The organism is Pseudomonas sp. LBUM1673 (assembly GCF_059695645.1).
Genome location: NZ_CP166780.1, coordinates 6,101,768 through 6,119,089, shown reverse-complemented (window position 1 = coordinate 6,119,089; position 17,322 = coordinate 6,101,768). Strand labels below are relative to the sequence as shown.

Annotated in this window: 14 protein-coding genes and 1 pseudogene; 11 read left to right on the top strand and 4 right to left on the bottom strand. The window is 59.5% G+C overall.

Translation table 11 applies throughout. The features are described from left to right. Positions 1–49: 49 nt before the first annotated feature. Entirely contained in the window at positions 50–790 is a 741-nt protein-coding gene (locus tag ACA044_RS28070) for a ComF family protein (protein ID WP_497444171.1), read from the bottom strand. A gap of 90 nt (positions 791–880) precedes the next feature. On the opposite strand from ACA044_RS28070, the gene bioB reads away from it, so the two are divergent. The 10 genes from bioB (at position 881) to ACA044_RS28020 (ending at position 13,504) form a co-directional block, all read left to right on the top strand. Next, complete coding sequence (gene bioB / locus ACA044_RS28065; protein WP_476217609.1) at positions 881–1,936, top strand: biotin synthase BioB; 1,056 nt, start codon at positions 881–883, stop codon at positions 1,934–1,936. Positions 1,937–2,145: 209 nt separating this feature from the next. Then, the gene (gene bioF / locus ACA044_RS28060; protein WP_497444170.1) at positions 2,146–3,324 is read left to right on the top strand and encodes an 8-amino-7-oxononanoate synthase; all 1,179 of its coding nucleotides are present in this window, start codon (positions 2,146–2,148) and stop codon (positions 3,322–3,324) included. Further along, positions 3,317–4,048 (top strand): alpha/beta fold hydrolase, encoded by a 732-nt coding sequence (locus ACA044_RS28055; protein WP_497444169.1) that lies wholly within the window; start codon positions 3,317–3,319, stop codon positions 4,046–4,048. Before bioF ends, ACA044_RS28055 begins: the two co-directional genes overlap by 8 nt. Beyond that, a complete protein-coding gene (bioC, locus tag ACA044_RS28050) occupies positions 4,041–4,853 on the top strand; it encodes a malonyl-ACP O-methyltransferase BioC (protein ID WP_497444168.1) in 813 nt (270 codons plus the stop codon). Before ACA044_RS28055 ends, bioC begins: the two co-directional genes overlap by 8 nt. Beyond that, positions 4,850–5,530, top strand: a complete 681-nt coding sequence (gene bioD / locus ACA044_RS28045; RefSeq protein WP_497444167.1) for a dethiobiotin synthase — start codon at positions 4,850–4,852, stop codon at positions 5,528–5,530. The genes bioC and bioD overlap by 4 nt, the downstream gene beginning before the upstream one ends. 121 nt (positions 5,531–5,651) lie before the next feature. Then, on the top strand, positions 5,652–5,948 hold the full coding sequence (locus ACA044_RS28040; RefSeq protein ID WP_497444166.1) for a pyrroloquinoline quinone biosynthesis protein PqqE: 297 nt from the start codon (positions 5,652–5,654) through the stop codon (positions 5,946–5,948). A gap of 277 nt (positions 5,949–6,225) precedes the next feature. Further along, entirely contained in the window at positions 6,226–8,031 is a 1,806-nt protein-coding gene (locus tag ACA044_RS28035; protein ID WP_497444165.1) for a phenylacyl-CoA dehydrogenase, read from the top strand. A 230-nt stretch (positions 8,032–8,261) separates the two neighbouring features. Then, positions 8,262–9,551 carry a GGDEF domain-containing protein gene (locus ACA044_RS28030; protein ID WP_007904190.1) on the top strand — a complete coding sequence of 430 codons (1,290 nt, stop codon included), beginning with the start codon at positions 8,262–8,264 and terminating at the stop codon, positions 9,549–9,551. Between the two features lie 90 nt (positions 9,552–9,641). Next, entirely contained in the window at positions 9,642–11,438 is a 1,797-nt protein-coding gene (locus ACA044_RS28025) for an acyl-CoA dehydrogenase C-terminal domain-containing protein (RefSeq protein ID WP_497444164.1), read from the top strand. A gap of 287 nt (positions 11,439–11,725) precedes the next feature. Then, positions 11,726–13,504, top strand: coding sequence for an acyl-CoA dehydrogenase C-terminal domain-containing protein (locus tag ACA044_RS28020; RefSeq protein WP_497444163.1), 1,779 nt, complete (start codon positions 11,726–11,728; stop codon positions 13,502–13,504). 227 nt (positions 13,505–13,731) lie between these two features. On the opposite strand, the pseudogene ACA044_RS28015 reads toward ACA044_RS28020, so the two are convergent. Further along, positions 13,732–13,950: pseudogene (locus ACA044_RS28015) on the bottom strand (LysR family transcriptional regulator); the annotation flags it as partial. Between the two features lie 118 nt (positions 13,951–14,068). On the opposite strand from ACA044_RS28015, the gene ACA044_RS28010 reads away from it, so the two are divergent. Further along, on the top strand, positions 14,069–14,227 hold the full coding sequence (locus tag ACA044_RS28010; RefSeq protein WP_007904205.1) for a YqaE/Pmp3 family membrane protein: 159 nt from the start codon (positions 14,069–14,071) through the stop codon (positions 14,225–14,227). 153 nt (positions 14,228–14,380) lie between these two features. Here the strand turns inward: ACA044_RS28010 and ACA044_RS28005 are convergent, their stop codons facing one another. Both ACA044_RS28005 and pqqE read right to left on the bottom strand, forming a co-directional pair. Continuing rightward, entirely contained in the window at positions 14,381–16,213 is a 1,833-nt protein-coding gene (locus ACA044_RS28005; protein WP_497444162.1) for a S9 family peptidase, read from the bottom strand. Continuing rightward, entirely contained in the window at positions 16,179–17,321 is a 1,143-nt protein-coding gene (gene pqqE, locus ACA044_RS28000) for a pyrroloquinoline quinone biosynthesis protein PqqE (protein ID WP_497447325.1), read from the bottom strand. The genes ACA044_RS28005 and pqqE overlap by 35 nt, the downstream gene beginning before the upstream one ends. Between the last annotated feature and the right edge of the window lies 1 nt (position 17,322).

Below are 17,322 nucleotides of genomic sequence, written 5' to 3'. Positions count from 1 at the left end.
GATCTGTGGCGATGGGGGGACGTTGGCGGCTTGGCGCGCGGGAGTCAAGTCAGGCCCCATCGCCAGGTTTGGGGGTACGAGCCAGGCAGTAGACGTCGACCCGCGTGGCGCCCGCCTCCATCAACAGGCTGGCCAGGGCCTGGGCGGTGGCGCCGGTGGTCAGCACATCATCCACCAATGCGAAATGGCGGCCCTTGATCGAAGCCTCGGGCGCCAGGGCAAAGGCGTGGCGCAGGTTCTTTTTACGTGCGTCGGCATTCAGCTCTTGTTGGGCGCTGGTGTCTTGAGTCCTGCGCAACAGCGTTTCATCGCAAGGGATGTCGAGGCTGGCGCTGAGCCAGCGGGCGAGCATCGCTGCCTGGTTGAACCCCCGCTGGCGCAGACGTTTGGAGGCCAGCGGTACCGGTATCAGCGCATCGGGCCGATCCAGATCTTCATCGAAGCGATGTTGCAGGAACTGAGCGAGAAGTTCGGCGAGCAGGCGGCCAAACGGCCACTTCGCGTTGTGCTTGAAGCGGGTGATCAAACTGTCGACGGGAAAGCTGTAAGTCCAGGGCGCGGCGACTCGCTTGAAGGCTGGCGGTTGTTTCAGGCATTGGCCACATGTCAGGCCCGTGGTGGGTAAGGGCAGGGCGCAGGTTTGGCAGTGCTCGCCCAGCCAGGGCAACTCGGTTTCGCAGGCCATGCAGATCGGCGTGGTGTCGTCCGCGGCTTCTGCGCAGAGCAAACAGAATTGTTTGTTTTTTAACCAGATGTAAACCTGTCCTTCGTATCGTGGTTGACAGCGCATGACTCTTCCTTAAATATGCCGAACATCCGTGTCGCGTCTGTGGGTATTCCATTCCCCAGCCGCTTGCCAAGCATAAACAAGGAAACGCCCATGAGCGCCAGCACCACTGCAACCCTGCGTCATGACTGGTCTTTGGCCGAAGTCAAAGCACTCTTCGTTCAGCCATTCAATGACCTGCTGTTCCAGGCGCAGACGGTGCACCGCGCGCATTTCGACGCCAACCGCGTTCAGGTCTCGACGCTGTTGTCGATCAAGACCGGTGCGTGCCCTGAAGATTGCAAATATTGTCCGCAGTCGGGCCACTACAACACTGGCCTGGAAAAAGAAAAACTGATGGAAGTGCAGAAGGTCCTCGAAGAGGCCGCGCGCGCCAAGGCCATCGGTTCGACCCGTTTCTGCATGGGCGCGGCGTGGAAACACCCGTCGGCCAAAGACATGCCGTACGTGCTGCAGATGGTCAAGGGCGTGAAAGCCATGGGCCTGGAAACCTGCATGACCCTCGGTCGTCTGGATCAGGACCAGACCGTCGCCCTGGCCGAAGCCGGCCTGGACTACTACAACCACAACCTCGATACCTCGCCGGAGTTCTACGGCAGCATCATCACTACACGTACTTACAGCGAACGTCTGCAAACCCTGGCTTATGTGCGTGATTCGGGGATGAAGATTTGCTCCGGCGGCATTCTCGGCATGGGCGAGTCCCTCGACGACCGCGCCAACCTGCTGATCCAGCTGGCCAACCTGCCCGAGCATCCAGAGTCGGTGCCGATCAACATGCTGGTGAAAGTCGCCGGTACGCCGCTGGAAAATGCCGACGACGTCGACCCGTTCGACTTCATCCGCATGCTCGCTGTCGCCCGCATCCTGATGCCGAAATCCCACGTGCGCCTGTCCGCCGGTCGCGAAGCGATGAACGAGCAGATGCAGGCCCTGGCCTTCTTTGCCGGTGCCAACTCGATTTTCTACGGCGAAAAACTGCTGACCACCGCCAACCCGCAAGCGGACAAGGACATGCAACTGTTCTCGCGTTTGGGCATCCTGCCGGAAGCCCGTGAAGAGCACGCCGACGAAGTACATCAGGCCGCCATCGAACAGGCACTGGTGGAGCAGAAGAGCAGCGAGCAGTTCTATAACGCTGCTGTCTGATCCAGCACAAATCGAATGTGGGAGCGGGCTTGCTCGCGAAGACGGCCTGACATTCAACATTTATGTCGACTGGGCTACCGCTTTCGCGAGCAAACCCGCTCCCACATTAACCGCGCTCAACCTGTGGGAGCGTGGCTTGCCCGCGATGGCCGTGACTCGGTCTCCAGACAAGTCAGGACAGCTCCCCACATCTGACCTTCGAGGCCTGCATGTCTTTCGATCTCAGCGCGCGCCTTGCTGCCCGTCGTGCCGAAAACCTTTATCGCCAGCGCCCGCTGCTCGAAAGCCCTCAGGGCCCGGAAGTGGTGGTCGACGGCCAGCCGTTGCTGGCGTTCTGTAACAACGATTACCTGGGCCTGGCCAATCACCCGCAAGTGATCGAAGCCTGGCGCGCCGGCGCGTCACGTTGGGGCGTGGGTGGTGGCGCTTCGCATCTGGTGATCGGCCACAGCGGCCCGCATCACGCACTGGAAGAAGCCCTCGCCGAGTTCACCGGCCGGCCGCGAGCGCTGCTGTTCACCACCGGTTACATGGCCAACCTCGGCGCGGTCACCGCACTGGTCGGGCAGGGCGATACGGTGCTGGAAGACCGGCTCAATCACGCGTCGTTGCTGGATGCCGGGCTGCTGTCCGGTGCGCGTTTCAATCGTTATCTGCATAACGACGCGACGAGTCTGGCCAAACGACTCGAGAAGGCCACCGGCAATATGCTGGTAGTCACCGACGGTGTGTTCAGCATGGACGGCGACATCGCCGACCTGCCGGCGCTGGCCCGGGAAGCCAAGGCCAAAGGCGCGTGGCTGATGGTTGATGACGCGCACGGCTTTGGTCCGCTGGGCGCCAATGGCGGCGGGATCGTCGAACATTTCGGTCTGAGCCAGGAAGACGTGCCGGTGCTGGTCGGCACCCTCGGCAAGGCTTTCGGTACGGCCGGTGCTTTTGTCGCTGGCAGTGAAGAGCTGATCGAAAGCCTGATCCAGTTCGCTCGCCCTTACATCTACACCACCAGCCAACCGCCGGCGCTGGCCTGCGCAACGCTGAAAAGCCTGGAGCTGTTGCGCAGCGAACACTGGCGACGTGAGCATCTGCAAACGCTGATTCGCCAGTTCCGCCAGGGCGCCGAACAGATTGGCCTGGAATTGATGGACAGCTTCACGCCGATCCAGCCGATCATGATTGGCGATGCCGGGCGCGCGGTTCGCTTGTCGCAGATGCTGCGCGAGCGCGGTCTGATGGTGACCGCGATCCGTCCCCCGACCGTGCCCGCGGGCAGCGCACGCTTGCGCGTAACCCTGACCGCCGCTCACAGCGAGACGCAGGTACAGCTACTGTTAAATGGACTGGCAGATTGTTTTCAACAACTGGGACCGGAGCCAAGCCATGCGTGATCGTCTGATTCTGCTGCCGGGCTGGGGCCTCGGGATATCGCCGCTGGAACCCTTGGCGGCCGCCTTGCAGGGCCTGGATGAGCACCTGCGCGTCGAGATCGAGCCACTGCCGGAACTGGAATCGAGCGACCTTGAAGAATGGCTCGATGAGTTGGACTCGACGTTGCCACAGGATGCCTGGCTCGGTGGCTGGTCATTGGGCGGCATGCTGGCGTCCGAATTGGCGGCTCGACGTGGTGACCGCTGCTGCGGCTTGCTGACCCTGGCGAGCAACCCTTCTTTTGTCGCCCATGAGCAATGGCCAAGCGCGATGCCTGGCGAGACCTTCGATGCGTTTCTGGCCGGCTGCAAGGCTGACCCGCGCATGACGTTGAAACGCTTCTCGCTGCTGTGCGCCCAAGGTGCCGAAGACCCGCGCGGGCTGTCGCGGCTCTTGCTCGCTGGCGCACCGCATACATCTTCGCCAGTACTGATGAGCGGCCTGGAGTTGCTCGCACAACTGGATACCCGGCAAGCGTTGCAGGCGTTTCGTGGCCCGCAATTGCACTTGTTTGGCGGCCTCGACGGGCTGGTCCCGGCCGAAGCGGCGGGTGATTTGTTGGCGCTGCTGCCGGATGTCGAAATCGGTCTGATTGAACAGGCTAGCCACGCGTTTCTTCTGGAGGACCCCCACGGTGTGGCGGGGGCGATTCAGGCCTTTTTGCATGAGTTCGGTGATGACTGATTTATCCCTTCCCAACCTGCCCGGCGGCTTGCCCGACAAACGCCAGGTGGCGGCGTCCTTTTCCCGTGCGGCGGCGAGCTACGACAGCGTGGCCGAATTGCAGCGCGACGTTGGCAGCGAGTTGTTGCGTCGGTTGCCAGAAGATTTTGTCCCCGCTCGTTGGCTGGATATGGGCTGCGGCACCGGATATTTCAGCCGAGCCTTGGGGGGCAAGTTTCCTGCAAGCGCCGGAGTGGCGTTGGACATCGCAGAAGGCATGCTCAATCACGCCCGACCTTTGGGCGGAGCTACACATTTCATCGCCGGCGATGCCGAACGCTTGCCGTTGCAGGATTCGACCTGCGACCTGGTCTTCTCCAGCCTGGCGGTGCAATGGTGCGCGGATTTCGCCTCGGTACTCAATGAAGCGTATCAGGTGCTGAAGCCGGGCGGTATTTTCGCGTTTGCTAGTCTGTGTGTAGGCACGCTGTACGAATTGCGCGACAGTTGGCGTCAGGTGGATGGCATGGTGCACGTCAACCGCTTCCGCGAGTTCGCTGTTTACCAACAGCTTTGCGCGGGCAGCGGCTTGAAGGTCGTAAGCCTCGAAACACATCCGCATGTGTTGCATTACCCCGATGTCCGCAGCCTGACCCATGAGCTGAAAGCGCTTGGGGCGCATAACCTGAACCCCGGTCGGCCGGGCGGTTTGACCGGCAGGGCACGGATCCTCGGCCTGATCGAGGCTTACGAGCAATTTCGTCAGGCACAGGGACTGCCGGCGACTTATCAAGTGGTTTACGCCGTGTTGGAGAAACCCTTATGAGCGCAGCCTATTTCATCACCGGTACTGACACCGATGTCGGCAAGACCACCGTCGCCGCAGGTTTGCTGCATGCCGCGCGATTGGCGGGCTTGAGCACGGCAGCGGGCAAACCGGTGGCCTCCGGTTGCGAGCTGACGCCCAAGGGATTGCGCAACGCCGATGCGCTGGCACTGTTGGCCGAGTGCTCGATACCGTTGACTTACGATCAGGTCAATCCAGTTGCCTTCGAGCCGGCGATCGCACCGCATCTGGCGGCGCGGGAGGCTGGCGTTGCGTTGACCGTGCAATCCCTGTTGACACCGATGCGGCAGATTCTCGATATGCAGGCGGACTTCACGTTGATCGAAGGTGCTGGCGGCTGGCGAGTGCCGTTGGCGGATCAGGACAATCTGTCGGATCTGGCAATGGCACTGGACCTGCCGGTGATCCTGGTGGTCGGCGTGCGCCTGGGCTGCATCAATCATGCATTGCTGACGGCTGAGGCGATTGCACGGGATGGTTTGCAGTTGGCAGGGTGGGTGGCCAACATCATTGATCCGAAGACCTCGCGCCTGGAAGAGAACCTCGCGACGCTGGCCGAGCGCATTCCCGCACCGTGCCTGGGGCGGGTGCCGAAACTCAAGTCGGTGACAGTCGAAGCGGTGGCCGAGCATCTGCAGCTGGATTTGCTGGACTGAAGTTTTTTGGCTTGGGTTTTACCTATGACAAGGCACTGTGCCATTAGTGTTTTTGTCGGGCCTTTTGTCGGCGTGTCTGATTCAATGGCCGCTGTTGATCCTTTATCGGACGAGTTCCTCTATGGAAATCTCAGGAAACACCGCTTTTTATGCCGGTCTGAACACTATTCAGACAGGGCAGAACCGTGTCGATCAGTCTTCAAGCCAGATCGCCAGCAGCACCATCGAGCGTTCGGTCACGAGCCAATCTTCCGAGATTCAGGTCGACCGCCTGCGCTCGGTTGACCGCAGCCAGCAATCGGATCTGGCCAGCAATATGGTCGAAATGTCTCAAGGTAAATTACAGGTGGAACTCGGCGTCAAAGTCGCCAAGGCATCTGATGAAATGCTGGGTACGTTGATCGATACCTTCGCCTGATCCCTCGCTGAATCCGCTACTCCAACGCCGCGATCATTCGCGGCGTTTTTCTGCGTAAGTCCTTCTGCCTCAACTAATCTCTCCTACATGGCGTGTTGCTAAGTCAACGGCGCTGCGCAACTGTGTGCCCGAGGTTTCCATGGCGCGATGACGAAAGGCAAAAGATCGGTGCTTGACAAGATTTGGGCGTAAACGTATGTTTCAAACAACTGTTTGACCGTCACAACAAATCAACACGGTCGTTCATTCCCGGTTACATCAGCAGAGGTTTATCGCTATGCCTGACTACAAGGCCCCCTTGCGTGATATTCGCTTCGTTCGTGACGAACTGCTCGGCTACGAAGCGCACTATCAGAGCCTTCCGGCTTGCCAGGACGCAACTCCAGACATGGTTGACGCCATTCTCGAAGAAGGCGCCAAGTTTTGTGAGCAGGTGTTGGCTCCGTTGAACCGCGTGGGTGACACCGAAGGCTGCACCTGGAGTGAGTCCGGCGTTAAAACCCCGACTGGCTTCAAAGAAGCCTACAAGCAATTCGTCGAAGGCGGCTGGCCAAGCCTGGCCCACGACGTAGAGCACGGCGGCCAGGGCCTGCCAGAGTCTCTGGGTCTGGCCGTCAGCGAAATGGTTGGCGAAGCCAACTGGTCGTGGGGCATGTACCCAGGCCTGTCCCATGGCGCGATGAACACCATTTCCGAACACGGTACGCCTGAGCAGCAAGACGCTTACCTGACCAAACTGGTTTCCGGCGAATGGACCGGCACCATGTGCCTGACCGAACCGCACTGCGGTACCGACCTGGGCATGCTGCGCACCAAGGCCGAGCCTCAGGCCGACGGCTCCTACAAAGTTTCCGGCACCAAGATCTTCATCTCGGCCGGCGAGCACGACATGGCCGACAACATCGTCCACATCGTTCTGGCACGTCTGCCGGACGCACCGGCCGGCACCAAGGGCATTTCCCTGTTCATCGTTCCGAAGTTCCTGCCGAACGCAGACGGCTCGATCGGCGCACGCAATGCTGTGAGCTGCGGTTCCCTGGAACACAAGATGGGCATCCACGGTAACGCCACCTGCGTGATGAACTTCGACGCGGCCACCGGTTACCTGATCGGCCCGGCGAACAAAGGCCTGAACTGCATGTTCACCTTTATGAACACCGCCCGTCTGGGGACTGCGCTGCAAGGTCTGGCGCACGCCGAAATCGGCTTCCAGGGCGGTCTGAAATACGCTCGCGATCGCCTGCAAATGCGCTCGCTGACTGGCCCGAAAGCACCGGACAAAGCCGCTGACCCGATCATCGTTCACCCTGACGTACGTCGCATGCTGTTGACCATGAAGGCTTTCGCCGAAGGCAACCGTGCGATGGTTTACTTCACCGCCAAGCAAGTCGACATCGTCAAGTACGGCGTAGATGAAGAAGAGAAGAAGAAAGCCGATGCACTGTTGGCCTTCATGACGCCGATCGCCAAAGCCTTCATGACTGAAGTCGGTTTCGAATCCGCTAACCACGGCGTACAGATTTACGGCGGCCACGGCTTCATCGCTGAGTGGGGCATGGAGCAGAACGTTCGCGACAGCCGTATTTCGATGCTGTACGAAGGCACCACCGGTATCCAGGCACTCGACTTGCTGGGCCGTAAAGTGCTGATGACTCAAGGCGAAGCCCTGAAAGGCTTCACCAAGATCGTCCACAAGTTCTGCCAGACCAACGAAGGCAACGAAGCGGTTAAAGAGTTCGTCGAGCCATTGGCTGCGCTGAACAAAGAGTGGGGCGAGCTGACCATGAAGGTCGGTATGGCTGCCATGAAAGACCGCGAAGAAGTCGGCGCGGCATCGGTGGATTACCTCATGTACTCCGGTTACGCCTGCCTGGCTTACTTCTGGGCTGACATGGCGCGCCTGGCTGCCGAAAAACTGGCTGCCGGCACCACCGAAGAGGCGTTCTACACCGCCAAGCTGCAGACTGCGCGCTTCTACTTCCAGCGTATCCTGCCGCGTACCCGCACTCACGTAGTGACCATGCTGTCGGGCGCCAACAACCTGATGGACATGAAAGAAGAAGACTTCGCTCTGGGTTACTAAGCCCTGCGCAGTCCATTCCACAAAGCCGCTGCTTTCTCGGGAGCAGCGGCTTTTTTGCGCCTGACGCAAACCCGCTCTACCTGTAAATATTCCTGACTAAAACGCTAAGAAGAACGACTTTGCTGCCGTTAAAGAGGGTGGCGATGTGACACACGTCACATTGCACGTGCTTAGCTGCGCTAAATGCAGGCACAATGCCATCTTTGTTTGCCGGGTCGGAGCTTTTACCCTTGCCGCGTTCTTCCGCTGTACGTTTCAGTCACTTTTTGCCATCGCTGCTGTTGTTGCTTGCGGGGCTTGCGGCTGCCTACGTCAAGGATCTCAACGTCTTCTTCACTTCGCTGTTCAACGTGCTGCCTACTCTGGTGCTGTTGCTCGGCGGGGCGTATTGCGCGGTTTACCGACGTCAGCGTGAACTGTTTCTGATGGTCACGGTGTACATCGCCTACTTCCTGCTCGACACCCAGACCGACTACTACCGCGACAACGGCAAAGTCCGTGAAGACGCCGCGGTGGTCTTCCATCTGTGCTGTCTGTTGCTGCCGTTGCTCTTTGGCTTGTTCGCCGCCTGGCAAGAGCGTACTCACCTGTTCCAGGACATGGTGGCGCGCTTCGCCGTGTTGCTGGCGTTCGGCAGCGTGGCGTTGGGGCTGGAACAAAGTTATCCACACGCGCTGTTGATGTGGCTGTCGGAGATCCGCTGGCCAGCTTTGCATGGCGCCTGGATGAGCCTGATCCAATTGTCCTACCCGGTATTCATCGCCTCGTTCCTGTTACTGGCCTGGCAATACTGGCGCAACCCAAGACCCTTGCATGCTGCGCAATTGGTGGGGCTGTTGGGATTGTTCTGGATGTTGCCGAAAACCTTCATCCTGCCATTCACCCTGAACATCATGTGCAGCCAGGTGATGTTGATGATCGCCGCGGCGGTTGCCCATGAGGCCTATCAGATGGCGTTCCGCGATGAGCTCACCGGCCTGCCGGGTCGCCGCGCCCTGAACGAACGCATGCAACGGCTGGGGCGCAATTACGTGCTGGCCATGGGCGACGTCGATCACTTCAAGAAATTCAACGACACACATGGTCACGATGTCGGCGACCAAGTGTTGCGGCTGGTCGCCAGCAAGCTGTCGAAAATCAGCGGGGGCGGTAGGGCATATCGCTACGGCGGTGAAGAATTTGCTCTGGTGTTCGCAGGCAAGACCCTCGAAGAGTGTATGCCGCACCTGGAAGTCATCCGCGAATCTATCGCCACCTACAACATCCAGTTGCGCAATCAGGATAACCGTCCCCAGGATGACCAGCAGGGACGCCAGCGCCGCGCGGGTTCAGGCGCCTCGAGTGTATCGGTCACCGTCAGCATCGGCGTCGCCGAACGGCTGGAACAACGCACCCCCGAAGAAGTGCTCAAATCCGCCGACCAGGCGCTCTACAGCGCCAAAGGCGCGGGGCGAAACTGTGTGATGGCCTTTGGTCAGAACCGCCGTGGCGCGGTGCGTATGGACGCCGCTGCGGGTTGAGTGATGATGGCGCATTCAGCGTCTGGACTGTGATTGTGAGGCGTGGTGTGCGGCAGTAGGTTTGAACAATCTGCTGCCGGAGAAATGACCATGCCCGAGTACAAAGCTCCTCTGCGCGACATGCGCTTTTTGATCGATCACGTGTTCGATTTTCATAGCAACTACGCCGCGTTGGGGGCCGCCGATGCCAGCCCGGACATGGTCAATGCGATCCTGGAAGAAGGTGCGAAATTCTGCGAGAACGTTCTCGCACCTTTGAACCGCAGTGGCGACGAAGAAGGCTGCCATTTCGACAACGGCGTGGTCACAACGCCTACAGGCTTCAAGCAGGCTTTCGCGCAATACGTCGAAGGCGGCTGGCATGGTCTGGCGGCGGATCCGGCTTACGGTGGCCAGGGTTTGCCAAGCTCCTTGGGGTTGGTCATCAGTGAGATGGTCGGTTCCAGCAATACCTCTTGGGGCATGTATCCCGGCCTGACTCACGGTGCGATGTCGGCGATTCATGCCCATGGCACCGAAGAACAGAAACAGATCTACCTGAGCAAGCTCACGGCTGGCCAATGGACCGGCACCATGTGCCTGACCGAAGCCCATTGCGGCACCGATCTGGGCATCATCAAGACCCGCGCCGTGCCTCAGGCAGACGGCAGTTACGCGATTTCCGGCAGCAAGATATTCATCTCTGCCGGCGAACACGACATGAGTGACAACATTATTCATCTGGTGCTGGCCAAACTTCCGGACGCGCCGGCGGGGACCAAGGGTATTTCGCTGTTTATCGTTCCAAAGTTTCTACCCAATGCCGAGGGTGAGGCGGGAGAGCGCAATGGCGTTTCCTGCGGTTCGATCGAACACAAGATGGGCATCAAGGCGTCGGCCACCTGTGTGCTGAATTTCGACGACGCCAAGGGTTTCTTGATCGGTGAGCCGAACAAGGGCCTCAATTGCATGTTCACCATGATGAACCACGCGCGGCTCGGCACTGGTATGCAGGGTTTGTGTCTGGGGGAAGCGAGCTTCCAGGGGGCGATCAAGTACGCCAACGACCGTCTGCAAATGCGCGCGCTGACCGGCCCGAAAGCGCCGGAAAAACCCGCCGATCCAATCATCGTTCATCCCGATGTGCGCAGGATGTTGCTGACCATGAAGGCCTTCAACGAAGGCAATCGGGCACTGACCTATTTCACCGCACAGTTGCTGGACATCGCGCATCTGAGTGCGAATGAAGCGGCACGTCAGGATGCCGAAGACTTGCTGGCGCTTCTGACGCCAATCTGCAAAGCGTTCATGACTGACACCGGTCTGGAGGTAACCAACCTCGGCATGCAGGTGTTTGGCGGTCACGGATTCATTCGTGAGTGGGGCATGGAACAGCTGGTTCGCGACTGCCGGATCGCGCCGATCTATGAAGGCACCAACGGCATTCAGGCGCTGGACTTGCTTGGGCGAAAAGTCCTTGGCAGTCAGGGAAAACTACTGCGCGGCTTCACCAGAATCGTCCACATGTTCTGTGCGGCAAACGCTGAACATCCACAACTCGGCGGCTATGTGGCGCAACTCAACGGTCTGAATCAGCAGTGGGGCGAGTTGACCACCAAGGTCGGCATGGCCGCGATGAAAAATCCGGATGAAGTCGGCGCCGCGTCGGTGGACTACTTGATGTACAGCGGCTACATCATCCTCGGTTACCTATGGCTACGCATGGCATTGGTGGCTCAGGCGCAGCTGGATGCGGGCAACGGTGATGCCGATTACTGCCGGGGCAAGCTGGCGACCAGCGAGTTCTACTTCAAACGTTTGTTGCCGCGTACCGCCGCACATCGGGCGGCCATCGAGGCGGGCAGCGATTGTCTGATGACGCTGCCGGCGGAGTTGTTTTCGCTCTGACGGTTAGGCTTGAAAAGCTTCGCGGGCAAGTCGGATCGCCGCACCGCTCGCTCCTACGGTTCTATGTCGTTCACGTGAAATGCGTGCGACACGACCTGTAGGACGGAGGCTTGCCCGCGAATGCGTTCTGGCAGGCGAGAAACTATCTCAGCTGAAACGCTGGTGACTAAAAATAACAAAGCAGTCATGAGTTGACCCTATGTGTCGTAAAAGTTGTTGAGGTACACTCGGACACAACGAAATCACTATTCCTACGAACCACCTGTTTAGATCTTGCGAGGTTTGCCATGGCTGACTACAAAGCGCCCCTGCGCGATATGCGCTTCGTCCTCAATGAAGTTTTCGAGGTCGCCAAACTCTGGGCCGAACTGCCTGCGCTGGCCGAGACCGTCGATGCTGAAACTGTCGAAGCCATTCTGGAAGAAGCCGGCAAGGTCACCAGCAAAAGCATCGCGCCCCTGAGCCGTGCAGCTGACGAAGAAGGTTGCCACTGGGCCGACGGTGCCGTCACCACCCCGGGCGGTTTCCCACAGGCTTATCAGACCTACGCTGAGGGCGGTTGGGTCGGTGTCGGTGGCGATCCGACCTACGGCGGCATGGGCATGCCCAAAGCTGTTTCGGCGCAGGTCGAAGAAATGGTCAACTCCGCGAGCCTGTCGTTCGGTCTGTACCCGATGCTGACCGCCGGCGCTTGCCTGTCGATCAACGCCCACGCCAGCGAAGAGTTGAAAGCGGCGTACCTGCCGAACATGTACGCCGGTGTCTGGGCGGGTTCCATGTGCCTGACCGAGCCGCACGCCGGTACTGACCTGGGGATTATCCGCACTAAGGCCGAGCCTCAGGCCGACGGTTCCTACAAAGTCAGCGGCACCAAGATCTTCATCACCGGCGGCGAACACGACCTGACCGAGAACATCATCCATCTGGTACTGGCCAAACTACCGGACGCACCAGCGGGGCCGAAAGGCATTTCGCTGTTCCTGGTGCCGAAGTTTCTGGTCAATGCCGATGGCAGCCTGGGGGCGCGTAACCCGGCGAGCTGCGGTTCGATCGAACACAAGATGGGCATCCAGGCGTCCGCGACCTGCGTGATGAACTTCGACGAAGCGGTGGGTTACCTGGTTGGCGAGCCGAACAAGGGCTTGGCGGCGATGTTCACCATGATGAACTATGAGCGTCTGGGCGTCGGCATCCAGGGCCTGGCCACTGGCGAGCGCTCTTACCAGAACGCTATCGAATACGCTCGCGACCGCCTGCAAAGCCGTTCGCCGACCGGTGCGCAAAACAAGGACAAAGTAGCTGACCCGATCATTGTCCATCCGGACGTGCGTCGCATGCTGCTGACCATGAAAGCCTCGAACGAAGGCGGCCGCGCATTCTCCACTTACGTGGCGATGCAACTGGACACCGCCAAGTTCAGCGAAGACGCCACCACCCGCAACCGTGCGGAAGACCTGGTGGCCTTGTTGACCCCGGTGGCTAAAGCGTTCCTGACGGACCTGGGGCTGGAAACCACGGTTCACGGCCAGCAGATTTTTGGCGGCCACGGCTACATCCGTGAGTGGGGCCAGGAGCAACTGGTTCGTGATGTGCGCATCACTCAGATCTACGAAGGCACCAACGGTATTCAGGCGCTGGACCTTGTAGGACGCAAGATCGTCGGCAGTGGTGGGGCGTTCTACAAACTGTTCGCTGACGAGATTCGTCATTTCACCACGACGGCCAGTGCTGACCTGGCGGAGTTCACCAAGCCGCTGAATGATGCGGTGGACACCCTTGATGAGCTGACCGAGTGGTTACTGGACCGGGCGAAAAACAACCCGAACGAAATCGGTGCTGCTTCGGTCGAGTATTTGCAGGCATTCGGTTACACGGCCTACGCCTACATGTGGGCACTGATGGCCAAGGCAGCCTTCGGTAAAGAAGCGCAGGACGATTTCTACGCGAGCAAGTTGGGCACGGCGCGGTTCTATTTCGCCCGTCTACTACCGCGTATTCACTCGTTGAGCGCGTCGGTAAAGGCGGGTAGCGAGTCGCTGTTCCTGCTGGACGCAGGACAATTCTGATGCTGTAGCGTTATGTAAGCTTTCTCTTACATAACGTGCTGCTGTTTTCCCATAGGCGATAATTGGATCCAGAGCTAATCTACTTATCAAGGACGTCGCGCAGGAAGCGCAAAGCAACAACACGGACACGTAGGATTCTGCCAGGACGGCGGAGTGAAATGGATGTCAGGGAAACAGTCTGCAAAGCCCCGCTTCGGCGGGGTTTTCTTTTGCCTGCAAAAAAGTGCTCAGTTCAACCCGTCCAGTGTCGCCGAGCTACTCAGTGGGTCATCCGGTCCCTTCATCACTTCTTCCAGCAATGTCCGCAACAACGCCAGCGAAGCCTGTTGCCGCTGCACATCCCGACACACCAATCCGACTTTCAGTGGTACCCGCGGCTCGCTCAATGGCTTCCACAGCAAAGCCTGATCGCCATCGGTCTTTTGCGAGCGCCCGGGCAGAACCGTCGTTCAGAAGTACGGTCTCGAATACTGGCCTTGAAGAGCCGTAATGAACCCTGAAGAACGCCGCAGGTCGATTAGCTGTATGGTTTCACAAGAACCAACTTCAATCAGGAGCTACCCCATGGACTTTATTCGAATCATCATCGCCATTCTGTTGCCGCCACTGGGTGTGTTTCTGCAAGTCGGTTTTGCTGGGGCGTTCTGGCTGAACATTCTGCTGACGTTGTGCGGTTACATTCCGGGGATCGTGCATGCGGTGTATATCATCGCCAAGCGCTGAGTTTTGCGGCGCTGGTTAAATCGCATTCGCGAGCAAGCCCGCTCCCACATTTGATCTCTGGTGTTCACAAATAATGTGTTCTCAGAAGGTCCAGTGTGGGAGCGGGCTTGCTCGCGAATGGGGCGTCGCAAATACCTGCGCTGAGCGCAGACTTCAGTCCGCCAACTCCATCACCCTTTGATAAAACAACCACTCCTGCTCCAGCGCATGGGCCTGATTGCCGGCCTTGCGAAAGCCATGGCGCTCGTCGGCGTAGTAATGCGCTTCGACCTGAATGCCGTTGTCCTGTAGCGCAGTGACCATGTCGCGGGTCTGTTGCGGCACCACCACGGCGTCCAGTTCACCCTGAAAGAAGATCACTGGAACGCTGATGTTGCTGGCATGCAGCAACGGCGTGCGCGTGGCGTAGCGTTCAGCGTCCTGCACCGGGTCGCCGATCAACCAATCCAGATAATCGCCTTCGAACTTGTGGGTAGCGCGGCCCAGCGCAACGGGATCGCTGACGCCATACAGGCTGGCGCCCGCACGAAAGACCTTGTGAAAGGCCAGTGCGCACAGCGTGGTGTATCCGCCGGCGCTGCCACCACGGATAAATGCCTTGTCGCCGTCGATCAGTCCGCGTTCGGCGAGGTAGGCGACCACCGCGCAGGCATCTTCCACATCCACATCGCCCCAGCTCAAATGCAATGCATGGCGATAAGCCCGGCCGTAGCCGCTGCTGCCTCGGTAGTTGAGGTCGGCCACGGCGAAGCCGCGTTGTGCCCAATACTGGATCCGCGGGTCGAACATCGGATAGCAGGCTGATGTCGGACCGCCGTGAATGAACACCACCAAGGGCGGGTTCGGGGCGCCGGTCATCGCCGGATAGAAGAAACCGTGGGCCTCGCCCGAACCGCTCGGATAGCGCAGGGTTTGCGGGTGGCTGATCTGTTCGGCGGGCAGCGGTGCAACACCGCCGGCGAGTGTCTTCACCTTCCGGCTCTGGCGGTCAATGGCAATCACCGCCGACGAACTGACCGGCGAAGCGGCGATGCAGTAGATGAATTGCTCGTCCAGTGCGAGATGGCGGAAACGACTGTAGTCACCGGTGAAATCGTCACGGGAACCATCGCCATGACAAAGCCCCAGTCGACCAAAACCACCTTCGGTCCAACTCGCCAGATAAGTGTCTTCGCCCAACGGCAACCAGGTGCAACCACCCAGTTGCCAAGGCGCCGGTCCATGGTCGGCAGCGGCACTTGGCAGTGGGTTCAGATCGCTGGCCGATTCCACCCACGGCTGCCAGAAACCGCCGCGATCGGTCAGACAAAACAGGCGGCCGCGGTCATCGAATCGGGGTTGTTGCAGTGACTCCTGAGCACTGTCGCCGGCCACACAGCGCGGTTGTGCAAAACCATGATCGCTCTGGCGCTCGGCAACCATCAGGCGAGTGGCGGTCCAGGGCTGATCCGGGCGATTCCACTCGATCCAGGCCAGACGCTGACCGTCAGGGCTCACGGTCGGTGCAGCATAGAAGTCGGCGCCTTCGGCCAACAGATGACGTTGGCCGTCAGTCAGATCGATAGCTACCAGACGATGTCGATCGCGGTTCTCTTCCACCGCCAGTACTTGCCCGTTGGCGAATTGCAAATCGCCGTAGCGGCATTCACTTGAAGTCAGCGCCTCAGGCGTCTCACCCGTCAGCGATTGCCGATACAGCTGCTGGTCTGCCTCGTTGACGAAAACAAGCCCGTCATCGGTCAGACAAAACGCGCCGCCGCCATATTCGTACACCCGGCTGCGCACACTGAACGTGGGCGGCGTCAGGCAATGAGCCTGGCCGTCGCGCCACTGCCAGATCCGGCAGGCGGCATCCTCGGGGCGATACTCGTTCCAGAACAGGCCATGCTTGCCGACTTGCAGCTCGGCGAAATCGATGCCGGCCGCGACGGCCCTGGCAGCGCTCAAGGGTTCAGCTTTTGGCGATGAGGCGTGAGTTTCGTTCATTGCGAAAGGCCAGTTGTTCGATGGTCTGGGTTGCGTGCTCGGCTTCTTCGCGGGCCTTGAGGATCACGCCGTGATGTTCCGACTTGCTGCACACCGGGTCGGCGTTGCTCGCGTCACCTGTGAGCATGAACGCCTGGCAGCGGCAGCCGCCGAAGTCTTTTTCTTTCTCATCGCAGGAACGGCACGGCTCGGGCATCCAGTCGTAGCCGCGAAAGCGGTTGAAACCGAACGAGTCGTACCAGATGTGCTGCATGCTGTGGTCGCGCACGTTGGGAAACTGCACCGGCATCTGTCGGGCGCCGTGACAGGGCAGGGCGGTTCCGTCTGGCGTGACCGTCAGAAAAATACTGCCCCAGCCATTCATGCAGGCTTTCGGACGTTCTTCGTAATAGTCCGGTGTCACGAAAATCAGCTTGCACGGATGCCCTTCGGCTTCCAGTTTGGCGCGGTATTCGTTGGTGATGCGTTCGGCGCGGACCAGTTGTTCCTTGGTCGGCAACAGACCTACTCGATTGAGCTGCGCCCAACCGTAGAACTGGCATGTTGCGAGTTCGACGAAGTCCGCTTCAAGGGCGATGCACAGCTCGATGATCCGGTCGATCTTGTCGATGTTGTGCCGATGGGTAACGAAGTTCAGCACCATCGGGTAGCCGTGAGCCTTCACCGCGCGGGCCATTTCGAGCTTTTGCGCGAAGGCCTTTTTCGAGCCGGCCAGCAGGTTGTTCACCTGCTCGTCGCTGGCTTGAAAACTGATCTGAATGTGGTCCAGACCGGCCTTCTTGAAATCGCTGATTTTCTGCTCGGTGAGGCCGATGCCGGAGGTGATCAGGTTGGTGTAAAAACCCAGCTTGCGCGCCTCAAAGATCAACTCGGCGAGGTCCTGGCGCACCAGCGGCTCACCGCCGGAAAAACCCAACTGCGCCGCACCCATCTCCCGCGCTTCGCGAAAGACTTTGATCCACTGCTCGGTGGACAACTCTTTGCCTTGCTCGGCGAAATCCAATGGATTGGAGCAGTACGGGCATTGCAGCGGGCAACGATACGTCAGCTCGGCGAGCAGCCAGAGCGGCAAGCCGATTTCAGGTTTGGGCGGTAACTTGTCTGACACG